The 12,810-nt window shown below is 72.7% G+C and carries 13 protein-coding genes; 8 read left to right on the top strand and 5 right to left on the bottom strand.

What is annotated here, in order from left to right:
- Positions 1-41 precede the first annotated feature (41 nt).
- Both AB0K05_RS32710 and AB0K05_RS32705 read left to right on the top strand, forming a co-directional pair.
- On the top strand, positions 42-782 hold the full coding sequence (locus tag AB0K05_RS32710; RefSeq protein WP_219549585.1) for an SDR family oxidoreductase: 741 nt from the start codon (positions 42-44) through the stop codon (positions 780-782).
- 97 nt (positions 783-879) lie between these two features.
- Positions 880-1,659 (top strand): SDR family NAD(P)-dependent oxidoreductase, encoded by a 780-nt coding sequence (locus AB0K05_RS32705; RefSeq protein ID WP_345483102.1) that lies wholly within the window; start codon positions 880-882, stop codon positions 1,657-1,659.
- Between the two features lie 257 nt (positions 1,660-1,916).
- Here the strand turns inward: AB0K05_RS32705 and AB0K05_RS32700 are convergent, their stop codons facing one another.
- The 4 genes from AB0K05_RS32700 to AB0K05_RS32685 form a co-directional block, all read right to left on the bottom strand.
- The gene (locus AB0K05_RS32700; protein ID WP_271280110.1) at positions 1,917-2,612 is read right to left on the bottom strand and encodes a ThuA domain-containing protein; all 696 of its coding nucleotides are present in this window, start codon (positions 2,610-2,612) and stop codon (positions 1,917-1,919) included.
- 251 nt (positions 2,613-2,863) lie between these two features.
- A complete protein-coding gene (locus AB0K05_RS32695) occupies positions 2,864-3,586 on the bottom strand; it encodes an SDR family NAD(P)-dependent oxidoreductase (protein ID WP_364234314.1) in 723 nt (240 codons plus the stop codon).
- A gap of 26 nt (positions 3,587-3,612) precedes the next feature.
- Positions 3,613-4,644, bottom strand: coding sequence for an amidohydrolase family protein (locus AB0K05_RS32690; RefSeq protein WP_271280112.1), 1,032 nt, complete (start codon positions 4,642-4,644; stop codon positions 3,613-3,615).
- Positions 4,637-5,998 (bottom strand): amidohydrolase family protein, encoded by a 1,362-nt coding sequence (locus tag AB0K05_RS32685; RefSeq protein ID WP_271280113.1) that lies wholly within the window; start codon positions 5,996-5,998, stop codon positions 4,637-4,639. The genes AB0K05_RS32690 and AB0K05_RS32685 overlap by 8 nt, the downstream gene beginning before the upstream one ends.
- Positions 5,999-6,118: 120 nt before the next feature.
- Here AB0K05_RS32685 and AB0K05_RS32680 point away from each other — a divergent pair, with 120 nt between their 5' ends.
- The 6 genes from AB0K05_RS32680 (at position 6,119) to AB0K05_RS32655 (ending at position 11,848) form a co-directional block, all read left to right on the top strand.
- Positions 6,119-7,015, top strand: coding sequence for a helix-turn-helix domain-containing protein (locus AB0K05_RS32680; RefSeq protein WP_261808494.1), 897 nt, complete (start codon positions 6,119-6,121; stop codon positions 7,013-7,015).
- 249 nt (positions 7,016-7,264) lie between these two features.
- On the top strand, positions 7,265-8,125 hold the full coding sequence (locus AB0K05_RS32675; protein WP_148031125.1) for a branched-chain amino acid ABC transporter permease: 861 nt from the start codon (positions 7,265-7,267) through the stop codon (positions 8,123-8,125).
- Complete coding sequence (locus tag AB0K05_RS32670) at positions 8,125-9,141, top strand: branched-chain amino acid ABC transporter permease (RefSeq protein WP_148031124.1); 1,017 nt, start codon at positions 8,125-8,127, stop codon at positions 9,139-9,141. Before AB0K05_RS32675 ends, AB0K05_RS32670 begins: the two co-directional genes overlap by 1 nt.
- Entirely contained in the window at positions 9,138-9,908 is a 771-nt protein-coding gene (locus tag AB0K05_RS32665) for an ABC transporter ATP-binding protein (protein ID WP_271280114.1), read from the top strand. The genes AB0K05_RS32670 and AB0K05_RS32665 overlap by 4 nt, the downstream gene beginning before the upstream one ends.
- Positions 9,889-10,596, top strand: a complete 708-nt coding sequence (locus tag AB0K05_RS32660) for an ABC transporter ATP-binding protein (protein ID WP_219549569.1) — start codon at positions 9,889-9,891, stop codon at positions 10,594-10,596. The genes AB0K05_RS32665 and AB0K05_RS32660 overlap by 20 nt, the downstream gene beginning before the upstream one ends.
- 31 nt (positions 10,597-10,627) lie before the next feature.
- The gene (locus AB0K05_RS32655; RefSeq protein WP_364234305.1) at positions 10,628-11,848 is read left to right on the top strand and encodes an ABC transporter substrate-binding protein; all 1,221 of its coding nucleotides are present in this window, start codon (positions 10,628-10,630) and stop codon (positions 11,846-11,848) included.
- A gap of 87 nt (positions 11,849-11,935) precedes the next feature.
- Here the strand turns inward: AB0K05_RS32655 and AB0K05_RS32650 are convergent, their stop codons facing one another.
- On the bottom strand, positions 11,936-12,700 hold the full coding sequence (locus AB0K05_RS32650; RefSeq protein WP_261808493.1) for an SDR family oxidoreductase: 765 nt from the start codon (positions 12,698-12,700) through the stop codon (positions 11,936-11,938).
- Positions 12,701-12,810: the final 110 nt, after the last annotated feature.

The raw sequence follows: 12,810 nt of genomic DNA, 5'->3' as shown, positions 1-12,810 counted from the left end.
GGGCCGCTCGGGCGGTCCGCCGCGCGGCGCGAGCCGTAGTCGTGGACCTGGGAATCCGGGGCCGGCGTGCGGCCGTGGCGGCGGCGAGCGCGGGGCTCGGTCACGCGAGCGCGGCCGCGCTGGTCGCGGAGGGGGCGCGGGTCACGATCTGCGGCTCCGACGAGGAGCGGGCGCGCGCCGCGGCGGAGCGCCTGGGGCCAGGCGTGCGGTGGCTGCGCGCCGACGTCTCAGGACCGGACGGCGCCGCGGCGTTCGTGGAGGAGGCCGCGGCGCTGATGGGCGGGCTCGACATCCTGGTGGTGAACGGGCCGGGCCCGCCGCCCGGCACGATCGCGCAGACCCCGCTGGACGCCTATCGACCGGCGCTGGAACGCAGCCTGCTCGCCGTCGTGCGGATGTCGCTGGCCGCGCTGCCGTTCATGCGGGAGGGTGGCTGGGGCCGGATCGTCGCGATCACCTCGCTCGGCGTGCGCCAGCCGTACCCGAACCTCGCGCTGTCCAACACCGCACGCGCGGGCGCCACGGGTTTCCTGCGCACGCTGGCCCGCGAGGTGGCCGCGGACGGGATCACGGTGAACTCCGTGCAGCCCGGCCTGCACCGTACGGAACGGGTCACGCAGGTGTACGGCGACAGCCCGCCGGTCGGCGACGTGCCGGCGGGACGGCTGGGCGAGCCGGCCGACCTCGGCGCGGTCGTCGCGTTCCTGTGCTCGGCGCAGGCCGGTTACCTCACCGGCGCGGCGGTGCCCGTGGACGGAGGGGCCTACCAGGCGCTGCTGTGACCCGTCGAACGTTGTGAACAAGGCACGCCGCCGCGTCCACTAGCGTAGTTAACCTTATGACGACGCTTGGGACAGGCCGACAAGGGGAGAGAACAGCATGACGAAATGGGCCGTGGTCACCGGGGCGGCGCACGGCATCGGAGCCGTCATCGCCGAGTACGCGGTGAAAGAGGGCTACCGGGTCGCCGCATGGGACGTCGACGGCCCGGCCGTCGAGCAGACGGCCCGCGACATCGGCGACGCGTGCGCGGGCACGGCCGTCGACGTCGCCGACGAGGAGTCGGTGCGCGCCGCGGCGGCGCTGCTGCCGGAGCCGCCGCAGCTGGTGGTGAACAACGCCGGCATCGTCCGGTTCGGGCCGCTGCTCGACCTCCCGGTGGCCGAGTGGGAGGCCGCGCTGCGGGTCAACCTGACGGGCACCTTCATCGTCGCCAGGACGCTCGCCAGGGCGATGGCCGACGCCGGCGGAGGCGCGATCGTCAACCTGGCCTCGATCAACGGCATCGCGGCCGCCCCGAACGCGGGCGCCTACTCGGCCAGCAAGGCCGGCGTCGTCCGGTTGACCGAGCACATGGCGATGGAGTGGGCCAGGCACGGCATCCGCGTCAACTGCGTGGCTCCCGGGCTCATCCACGCGGGCATGTCCGACGCCATCTACGCCGACCCCGAGGTCCGGCGCGTCCGCGAGGGCGCGGTGCCCCTGGCCCGGCTCGGCTCGGCCGAGGACATCGCCGCCGCCGTCCTCTTCCTCGGCTCCGAGAAGTCCGCCTACGTCAGCGGCCAGACCCTCGCCGTCGACGGCGGCCTCATCAAGAGCACCCTCGCCTCCCTCCCGCGCCCGGCATCAGTGGACTCCGTCGGCTTCGCCGAGGCCTGACGACTGGGGGCGCGTCACGTCGTACGTGACGCGCCCCCGCCGTCGTGTGCACGGGCTGCTCGCGCACCTGCGGGGCCGTCTCGCATGTGCGAGCCGTCGCGTGTGCGGGGCGTCTCGCGTGTGCGTGCCGTCTCCCTGTGCGTGCCGTCTCCCGTGTGGCGGGCCGTCTCGCGTGCGGCCGGCCGTTTCATACGCGCTGGTCGGTACGGCGGTGAGGGTTGTCTTCACACGTGCGGGTGCGGTTTGGGGTGTGTGGGTCAGCCGTGGGTGGTCCAGTGGATGGCGCGGCGAAGGATCTCGCGGTGTTCGGGGACCTCGTACGACGGCGGGTGGTGGCCGAGGGCGTCGTAGACGATGCGGCCGCCGGCGTGTTCGCGGGCCCACAGCAGGGGGTGACGGCTGTGGGTGTCCGGACGGGTGGGCTGGGCGGCGGTCAGGAGTGGGACGGTCCCGGGTGCCCGTTCCAGGTCCCCGTACACCTCGTCGACGACCGTGAACGGGTCAAGGCCGTCGACCAGTTCGTGCCCGCCCTCCGGCCGCACCTCGACCGCGGGGCCGATGGGCGGGTGGTGCGAGCGGCCCCACACCCAGGCGGCGCCGAGCGTCCGCCCCCACTCCGGCCAGTCGTCGAAGCAGATGCTCGCCGTGTGCATGCCGAGCACGCCGCCGCCCGCTTCGAGGTGGGCCGCCAGCCTGGCCCTGGCGCTCTGGGACGGGCTCGCGCCCTCCGTTCCGGCCAGTTCCCGATAGCGGTCGGGGGTTCCGGGCCCGGTCATCGTCCAGCGCAGCGCGTTCACCACCAGCAGCGCCGCACCGGGCAGGGCCCGCAGGGCGGCGTCTACGTCGGTATGGACCTCCGCCCGGATCCCTTGCCCCGACAGGAGCTCCACCAGGCAGGCGGTGGTGGCGGGGAAGTCATGGGTGAGCCCTCCGGACAGCACAACGGCACGCATGGGGTGTCCCTTCGCAGTTAGGTGTCAGATCAGCCTGAACGCCTCTGCGGCAGCCGCCGGGGCAAGCTGGTTATCCGCACGAAGGCTTTGTCCGTACGAAAGCTCTGTCTCCGCACGGGCGCTCCGTCGCCGCACGAAAGCTCTGTCTCCGCACGAAAGCTCTGTCTCCGCACGAAAGCTCCGCCGCCACACGAAAAGCTCCGTCGCCGTACGAAACGCTGCACGAAGAGGCTGTGGAGGGCATGGGATCGTCAGGTGGCTGTCCAGGCGCCGTCGACCGGGATCACCGCGCCCGTGAGGTAGGAGGCGCCGCCGGAGAGCAGGAACGCCACAGCCGCCGCGACCTCTTCCGGCTCGCCCACGCGCGCCATCGGGACGCGGTTCATCAGCCACGCCGCCTGCTCGGGTGCGCCGAGCCGGTCCGCTGTCATGGGGGTACGGATGACGCCGGGCGCGATGGCGTTGACCCGGATCCCGGCGGGGGCCAGCTCGGCCGCCGCCGCGCGGACCAGCCCGGCGACCCCGGCCTTGGCGGCCACGTAGTGCGGCTGTCCGGCGACGGCGTGGGTGCCGGTCACCGAGCTGATGGTGACGACGGCGCCGCCGACGCCGGCCGCCAGCCAGCGCCGGGCGCAGCCCTGGATGCCCAGGAACGTCCCGATGACGTGCACGGACAGCATGCGTTCGAACTCGGCGACGTCGAGCTCGGTGATCGCGCCGCGGCTGCGGTGGCCGGCGCAGTTCACCAGGGCGTCGAGCGGCCAGGCCGCGTCGAGCACGCGCTTCCAGGACTCCCGGTCGGCCACGTCGAGCTCGTGCCGCCCCGGCCCGGCGCGCAGGTCGGCGACCTCGACCTCCCAGCCCTGGGCGGCGAGGAGCTGCGCGCACGCGAGGCCGATGCCGGAGGCGCCACCGGTGACGAGGACGCGGCGGGGTGCGCTGGCCGAATCCCCCACGTGGCCGAGGGTCGTCATCGGACCTCCGTCGCGGCCAGGCGCCGTCATCGGACCTCCAGCAGGTCAGGGCGGCGCAGGAGTCTGGCGGCGTTGGCGGCCAGGACCGCGGGGTCGAGCCCCGGCCCCTCGTGGGCGCCGGAGTCCCAGCCTGCGAAGTTGGTGCCGAACACCAGCCGCTCCGTCCCCGCGTGCTCGGCGAGCAGGTGAAGCGACAGGTCGTCGTGCACGTGGGTGTCGAACCACAGGCGGCGGTAGTAGTGCTCGAACCCGTTCTCCCGCAGTTTCGCGCCGGCCCACGGGCGCTTCTCCACGGCGCGGGCGAACCGACCGGCGACGAACGCCGCGGCGCCGCCGCCGTGCGAGACGCACACGTCCAGGCCGGGGTGCCGGTCGAGCACGCCGCCGAAGACCAGCGCGGCCACGGCCAGCGTCTCGTCGCGGGCGAACCCGAAGAGCAGGTCGAGGTCGAAGCGGCGCAGCCGGGGGTCCTGCGGCGGCCCGTCCGGGCCGAGCGGCGACGGGTGCACGAACAGCGGCACGTCCAGGTCGGCGAGCGCCTCGTAGAGCGGGTCGAGCCCGGGATCGTCGAGGGTGCGCCCGGCGGGGTCGGTGCCGATGTACACGGCCGCCATCCCCAGCTCGCGCACGGCGCGCCGGGCCTCGGCGATCGACGCGGGGACGTCCTGCACCGGCAGCTGGGCGGCGCCGAGCAGGCGCGCCGGGTGCTTGCCCACCGTCTCGGCCAGCGCGTCGTTGTGGGTGCGCGCGTAGGCCACCGCCGCGCCGGGGTCCAGCCGGTCGAAGTAGGTCAGCGGGTTGGGCGACAGCAGCTGCACGTCGACGCCGGCCTCGTCCATGGCGGCGATGCGGACGTCCACGTCCATGAAGGGGCTTCCGGCGTAGCGCACGCCGTTCAGCACGTACCCGCCGACGCGGTAGAAGGGCGTGCCGTCGGGCGAGACGCCCAGCTCGGGCCCCGCCGCGCCGGCCGCCCCGAGGCTGACCTCCAGTACGGCGTGCGCGTGCACGTCGATCACCGGGGAACGCCGGGAAGGAAGCTCGGGGTGGTCAGACACGGGCCAGCTTCTCCAGTTGATCCTCGGTCAGGGCCAGCCCGCGGGTGAGGGGGCAGGAGGCGAGGAACCTCACCTGGTCGGTGGAGCGCATGCGGCGCTCGGGGATCGGGGTGGTGAGGTCGATCCGGCGCCCGCCCTTGATCACCTCGGCGATCCGGGTGCGGTCCTGGAGGATCGTGACGTCCTTCAGCGGGTCGCCGTCGACGATGAGGACGTCGGCGAGCCGGCCGGTCTCCAGGGTGCCGACCTCGCCTTCCATGCGCAGCGCGAAGGCGCCGTTGCGGGTGGCGGCGACGATCGCCTCCATCGGCGTCATGCCCATGTACTGGACGAACATCTCCAGCTCGCGGGCGTGCCACTCGCCGACGGGGGTGACGGCGAAGCCGGTCTCCGAGCCGGTGAGGAACGGCACGCCGGCGGCGTGCGCCTTGGCCATCTGCGCGGCGGTGACCTCGATCTCGGCGCGGAACACGTCGAGCAGCTCGGGCGCGCTGCCGATCTTCTGGCCGTAGTCGGCGAGGTTGCCGAGGAGCGTGAACGTCGGGCACAGCGCGCTGCCGGACTCGACGACGGCTTCGAGCGCCTCGTCGTCCATGTAGGAGGCGTGATAGATCAGGTCGACGCCCGCCCTCGCGGCGTCGCGGGTGCTCTCGGAGTTGCGGCAGTGGGCGACGACCTTGGTGTTGAGCTCGTGCGCGGCGTCGCAGACGGTACGGAGCTCGTCGAAGCTCCAGACCTTGACCTCGGGGCCCTTCATGGACGGGATCAGGCCGGTGACCATGATCTTGATCCAGTCGACCCCGTACTTGATCTGGCGTCGTACCTCTTTGACCATCATGTCGCGGTTGTGGACGACGGTCGCGTAGCCGGTGGTGCCCTCGTCGCGGATCATCCGGCCGGCGGTGCCGCCGAGCATGGTCATCAGGGCCTGTCCCCCGGCGCGCATGCGGGGGCCTTCGACGATGCCGGTGTCGATGGCGTCCCGCAGCTCGACGCCGATGGACCACAGGCAGTCGGCGTCGAGCACGCCGGTCACCCCGGCGCGGAGCACCTTGCGGGCGTGGTAGGCCGACAGCATCGAGCTGTAGCCCTGCGTGCGGTGGTTGAGCAGCTCGTCGTTGCCGGTCGGTTCGCCGAAGCTGAGGTGGGTGTGGGCGTCGATCAGGCCGGGCATGACCGTGCGCCCGCCCGCGTCGATCCGCTCGTCCACGCCGCCCGACTCGGCCTGGGCCAGCGCCTCGGCGCCCAGGGCGGCGATCCGGTCGCCGCGCACCAGCACCGCCTCGTCGGCTCGCGGCGCGGCGCCGGTGCCGTCGATGACGGCGCCTCCGGTGATCAAGATGCTGTCGGCCATCGGCTCTCCTCGGACCTCGTTATGCGTCAGAAGGTTAACTACTATGAACCCTCCTGGCTAGACTGGCCTGGCGGTGATCGGAATTCGTCCCGGAGCCCGAGGTGATGCGACGATGGCAACGTGTCTCAGCAGAGAGTGATCGAAGAGCTCCAGCGCCTCGGCATGTCCGGTTACGAGGCCAAGGCCTACGTCGCGCTCGTGGCGGCCGGCGCCCCGCTCAACGGCTACGAGGTGGCCAAACGATCGGGAGTGCCGCGCAGCACGGTCTACGAGACGCTGGGCAAGCTCGTGGGCCGGGGAGCCGCCTACGAGGTGCGGCTCGGCGACGCGGGCGTGGGCTACATCTCGCTGCCCCCGATGTCGCTGCTCGACCGGATGCGGCGCGAGTTCGACCAGTCGATCAGCACGCTGCGCGAGTCGCTGCCCGAGGTGGCCTCGCCCACCCAGGTCCGGCTGATCCACAACCTGACCGACCGGTCGTCGCTGATCACCCGGGCCGAGGACGTGGTCTCGGCGGCGCGCAGAGACCTGTTCCTGTCCGGGTGGCCGGCGGAGCTGGAGCCGCTCAAGCCGCTGGCCCGCAGGGCCGAGTCCGACGGCGTCGACGTCTCCACGGTCGTCTTCGGCGACGACCCCGACCCGGTGGGCCACACCACCCAGCACCGCTTCTCCAGCCCCAAGGTGGCGCTTGAGAACCTGGGCTGCCGGCTGCTGGTCGTGGTGGCCGACCGCGAGCAGGCGGTCATCGGCGGCGTGATCAACGACGACGCCTGGGGCGTCTACACCGACGACCCGGCGGTGGTCCTGGTCGCGGTCGAGTACGTGCGCCACGACATCGCCATGCACCTCATCGTGGAGAAGTTCGCGGCCGAGGACTTCGAGACCTTCTGGAAGTCCGATCCGGCGCTGCTGCGGCTGCGCGCCGACCACGGCGCCCCCGCCACGCTGCTCAGAAGGGGCGCCGGCGCGCCCCCGCCCGCCCCCGGCCGGCGACGCGGGAACGACACGTCCCGCTGATCCGCTGACGCGGGGGCGTCCGGCGGACGAACCCCCGGATCCGCCGGACGGCCCCGCCCGCCGATCCGGCCGTATCAGGATCGCGACGGCGTCCATCTGACGATGGGCGCCGTTTCCGCGTGCCCGCAGGCCGGGCCGCCTGATCGCGCTCCGGTCGCTCCGGTCTCGCCGCGTCGTTGCCAAATCGGGACTGTCGCGTCTTCCCATTGGACGTTAGCATCCTGACGACTAGCGGCTGGAGGCGTAACCGTGTGGCAACAGATCATCAGCGGCTTGCAGGCGGGGAGCTGGTACTCCCTCATGGCACTGGCCATCGTCCTCGTGCTGAAGGCGACCGACGTACCCAACTTCGCCATGGCTGAGCTGGGATTGTTTCCGGCTTTCTGCACCTGGGCGCTCATCGACGGCGCGCACCTGTCATGGTGGCTCGCGGTACCGATCGGGTTGCTCATCGGCGTCGCGCTGTCCGTAGTGGTGGAACGAACGGCTATCCGTCCGATCCTGGCGGAGAACCATTTCGCCACGGTCCTGATGACGATCGCGGTCTTCGTCGTGATCAACGCGGTCGTCCAGCTCGTATGGGGATCCGAACCCCGCAAGATCGACTCCCCGTTCGCGGGCTCGTTCACCGTGGCCGGGCAGGTCGTGGCGTACGAGCAGCTGCTCAGCATCGCGGCCGGGCTGGCGGTGATGGCCGGGCTCATCCTCTTCTTCCGCACGCCGCTCGGCGTGCGGATGCAGGCGATCGCGGAGGACCGCGTGACGCCGAGGCTGCTCGGCGTCTCGGTCACGACGGTGTTCCGCACCTCGTGGGCCCTGGCGGGGGCGATCGCCACGATCGCGCTGCTGCTGCAGGGCCAGGCTTCGCTGCTCACCGACCAGAACGGCTCGGGACTGCTCATCAAGGGCTTCGTCGCGGCGACGCTCGGCGGGTTCTCCAGCATCACCGGGGCGTTCGTCGGCGGGCTCGCACTCGGCGTCGCGGAGAACCTGGCGGGCGCGTACATCTCGACGTCGAGCAAGACCGCGATCGCGCTGCTGGCCATCGTCGTGGTGCTGTCGATCAAGCCGCAGGGGCTGTTCGGCCGCCACCAGGTCCGGGAGGTCTGATGACACCGCTCGCGCTGCTCTCCGGCTCGCCCCGGCGGGTCGCCGGCGTGGCCGGCGCCGTGGCGGCGGCCCTCGTCCTGCTCGCGCTGCCCGGCCTGGTCAACCCGTACCTGCTGTTCCAGGCGTGCCTGGTCATGGTGACGGCGACGGCCGGGCTGGGGCTGGTCCTGATCATGGGATGGTCGGGGCAGATCGCGCTGTCCCAGGCCGGTTTCCTCGGCGTCGGGGCGTACGCGACCACGTACCTGGTCGCGCAAGGCTGGGCCTGGCCGCTCGCGGCGGTCACCGCGGGCCTGGTCGCCGCGCTGTTCGGGGTGCTGATCGGGCTGCCGGCCACCCGGCTGCGCGGCTTCTACCTGGCGATCGCCACGCTCGCGTTCGCCGAGCTGATGATCCGCGTGTTCGTGGAGGCCACGCCGGTCACCGGCGGCATCGCCGGCACCGCCGTACAGGCCGTGGTGCTGCCCGGGATCGACGTCGACGGCAGCCGCTGGTACCTGTGCCTCGCCGTGGCGGCCGTCACCACCGCCGTCGTCATGCGCATCGGCCGTGTCGGGCTCGGCAGGCGCCTGCGGGTCGTGCGGGACGCGGAGATCGCCGCGCCGTCGCTGGGGGTGAGCCCGATGCGGACGAAGCTGCTGGCCTTCGCGCTGTCGGCGTTCATCGGGGGCGTCGCCGGGGCGCTGTACGCGCAGTGCCTGTCGTACCTGACGCCGGAGATCTTCGACATGGGGCTGCTCATCGAGTTCCTGGTCGTCGCGTTCCTCGGCGGCGTGGGTTACGTCGCCGGGCCGTTCCTCGGCGCGGTCGTCGTGGTGGTGCTGCGTGACCTGCTGCAGGACCTGGGGAGCTGGCAGCGGCTGGTGTACGGGCTGATCCTCGCGCTGGCGATCGCGTTCCTGCCGCGCGGGCTGGCCTCGCTGCCCGCCCGGCTGCGGGCCAGGCGCCCGGCCCCGCCTGCGCCCGAACCGCCGCCCGTGTCCGGGCAGGCCGACCTGACGGGAGCCGCCCGATGAACGCGCTCGAACTGTCCGGGATCGCCGTGCGCTTCGGCGGCAACGAGGTGCTGAAGGGCGTCGACCTCGCCGTCGGCCCGGGGTTCACCGGGCTCATCGGGCCGAACGGCGCGGGCAAGACGACGGTGTTCAACGTGGTGACCGGCTATGTGCGGCCGGTCGCGGGGTCCGTGCGGATCGCGGGCGAGCCCGTACGCGCCGGACGCCCGGCCGTCGTGGCCCGCAGAGGCGTGCGCCGGACCTTCCAGACTCCCCGGCTGGTGGCCGAGCTGTCGGTCGAGGCGAACGTGCTGGCCGGGCTGGACGCCGGGCTGCCTCCCGGCGGCGGGCTGGCCGACTTCCTCGGGGTCTCGCGCGGGGCGCGCGCCGCCAGGGAGCGGGCGCGCGAGCTGCTCGACGCCTTCGGGCTGGCCGCACGCGCCGCCGAGCCCGCCGGCAACCTGCCGCTGGGCAGCCAGAAGATCGTCGAGGTCGTCCGCGCGCTGGCTCCGCGGCCGCGCATCGTGCTGCTGGACGAGCCCGCCGCCGGCCTGTCGGCGGCCGACGTCGACCGGATGGTGGCGCCGCTGGCCGAGATCGGCGAGCGGGACGAGCTGTCGATCCTGATCATCGAGCACGACCTGGAGCTCGTCTCGCGGCTGTGCCCGCGGGTCGCGGCGCTGCACTTCGGGCGCATCCTGGCGGACGGCACTCCGGCCGAGGTCGTCGCCCATCCCGATGTCGTCAAGGCCTACCTGGGAGCCGGCGTTGCTACTGTCGATTCGTGAGCTGACCTCCGGCTACGGCCGGGTCCCGGTGCTGCGCGGGGTCGACCTCGACGTGGCGGAGGGCGAGATCGTCGCGCTGCTCGGGGTCAACGGCGCGGGCAAGACCACGACGCTGCGCGCCGTCTCCGGCGTGCTGCCCACCTGGTCGGGCTCGGTGAGCTTCGACGGCGCCACGCTCGGCGGGCGGCCGCCGGAGGCCAGGGCCAGGCTCGGCCTCGGCCACGTCCCCGAGGGCCGCGGCATCCTCTCGTCCCTCACCGTGCGGCAGAACCTGCGCCTGGGCGCCACCGCCCGTGGGCGCGGCGCCCGGGACGTCGCCCAGGACGAGGAGCGGCTGCTGGAGGTGTTCGACGCGCTCCGCGACAAGCTGGCCGCGCCCGCCGGTTCGCTGTCCGGCGGCCAGCAGCAGATGCTGGCCGTCGCCAGGGCGCTGCTCGGCCGGCCGCGCCTGGTGATGGTGGACGAGATGTCCTTCGGCCTCGCGCCGATCCTGGTCACCCAGCTGCTCGGGCTGGTCGCCCGGTTGCGGGCGGAGTCGGGCACCGCGTTCCTGCTCGTCGAGCAGAACTCGGCCGTGCTCGACATCGCGGACCGCGCGTACGTGCTCGCCGGCGGAGCCGTGCACACCTCGGGCCCCGCCCACGAGCTCGCGGACTCGGAGAACCTCGTCCGCGCCTACCTCGGCTGAACCACTAGCACCATTCTGACTGGAGGGTCCCATGAGGCCACGACGGTTCCCGCTCACCGCCCTGCCCGTCCTGCTGACCGCGCTCGCCGTCGCGGGCTGCTCGTCCCAGGCGGCCGCGCCGTCGGACGGGGGAGGGACGGTCCAGGGTGTCACGGACGACACCATCACCATCGGCACCACCCTGCCGCTCTCCGGCGGCGCCGCCACCTCGGGGAAGGGCTTCGAAGCCGGGCTGAACGCGGCGGTCAAGGAGATCAACGACAAGGGCGGTGTCCTGGGGCGCCAGGTGAAGCTCGTCGTGCTCGACGACGGGTTCGAGGCGGCGCGCAGCGTGGCCAACATCCGCCGCCTGGGCGACCAGGAGAAGGTGTACGCGGTCGTCTCCCCCGCCGGGTCGGCCAACATCCCGGGCAGCTATCCCTACCTGGCGCAGAAGGGGATGCCGCTGTTCGCGCCGGTGCTGCCGCCCGACCCGGAGCAGGACTCGGTGTTCCTGCTCGGCACCAGCCAGCGTGACCAGGCCAGGGTGATCGTGGACTTCCTGGCGGGCAAGGACGTCAAGAAGGTCGCCGTCATCGGGCAGGACAACGAGCTCGGACACGCGATCCGGGACGGGGTCAAGGAGGAGGCCGCGGCCACGGGGGTCGAGGTCGTGGCGAACGAGACGACCGAGCCCAACTCGACCGAGGTGAGCTCCGCCGTACTGAAGGTGCGGGAGGCGAAGCCGGACGCCATCGTGCTCGGGACGGACAACACGCAGTCGGCGCTGATCATGAAGGCGGTCGGCGAGCTGGGCTGGAAGCCCACGATCATGGGCACCTCCTCGACCGTGACCACGGGCAGCGCGGGCACGGTCGGGCCGGCGGGGCCCGCGGCGAAGGGCATCTACGGCACGTTCATCTCCGAGCTGCCGACGTCGGACGCCCCGGAGGCCGCGGCGTGGCGGACCGCCCAGCAGGCCGTCGCCCCGGACCAGGCCGGCAGCGCCTACGCCCTGCAGGCGTACGCCAACACGAAGATCTTCTTCGAGATCGTGAACCGGATGGGCGACGACCTGAGCTGGGCGAGCTTCCAGAAGACCGCCGAGTCGCTCAAGGAGCACGCGTCCGGCATCTACCCGCCGATCACCTTCGGCCCGGCCGCCGGCGGCGGGCACGTCGGGACGACCGGCGCGAAGGTCGCGGAGTGGGACGGCTCCGCGTGGAAGCTCGTCAGCGAGGACTGGCTGGAGCCCGGCAAGTCCGCGTCCTGACACGACCCGAAGGGCGCGTGGTGTCCCACCACGCGCCCTTCGCCGGTAAAGGCCAGGACCGCGCCGCGCACAGGCCCGTCCGTGTCGTCAGGCGTTGGTGACGCCGAGGCCGAGGCCGCCGTCGATGGTGAGCACGCCGCCGGTCGCCCACTCGGCCGTGATCAGGTACTCGACGGCCTCGGCGACCTCGGCCGCGGTGCCCGCCCGGCCGAGCGCGTGGGCGGGGCCGAGCGAGCGCATGCGCTCGGCGGCGGTGGCGTCGTCCATGAGCCCGGCCCGCTGGTTGATCTCGGTCAGCACGCCGCCGGGCCGCACGCAGCCGACCCGCACGCCCTGAGGTCCCAGCTCCGCGGCCAGCACCCCGGTCAGCGTCTCCAGCGCGCCCTTCGTGGCGGCGTACGGGGACGCGCCGGGAAAGGCGCGCTGGGTGTGCACGGAACCGAAGAAGACCACGGCGCCGGAGCGCTCCCGCAGGTGCGGCAGGGCAAGCGCGGTCAGCATCATCGGGCCGATCGTGTTGGAGGCGAACACGTCGTGCAGCGCCTGCTCGTCGAGGTCTTCGAGCGCGCCTCGGTACATGTTGCCCGCGGCGTGCACCACGGCTTCCAGCCCGCCGCCGTGCTCGACCGCCCGTGCGACCATGCGCTCGCGGTCGGCGGCCACGGTGACGTCGGCGACGACGCCGCACGCGCCGGAGCCCGCCTGCCTGGCGACCGCCTCGACCCTGTCCGCGCGCCGGCCCGCGAGTGTCACCTTGGCACCGGCCTTGACCAGGCGGTGGACCACCGCCTCGCCGATCCCAGAACCGCCCCCGGTGACGAGCACCGGCATCCCTTCGAGCGAACGCCCCACGGAAGCCTCCCGACCTCACTGTCTTTGGACGGGATGCTAACGACGACTACACCGCTCCAGGAAGCCGTATCCGCTGACTTTTTAGCCGTTAATGGGTTAGCGACTAGCCA

Origin of the sequence: Nonomuraea sp. NPDC049486 (assembly GCF_040676925.1) — a bacterium.
Classification (GTDB): Bacteria; Actinomycetota; Actinomycetes; order Streptosporangiales; family Streptosporangiaceae; genus Nonomuraea; species Nonomuraea ferruginea.
Note: the sequence above shows the minus strand (reverse complement) of the source record. Positions and strands in the feature narration are given on the sequence as shown.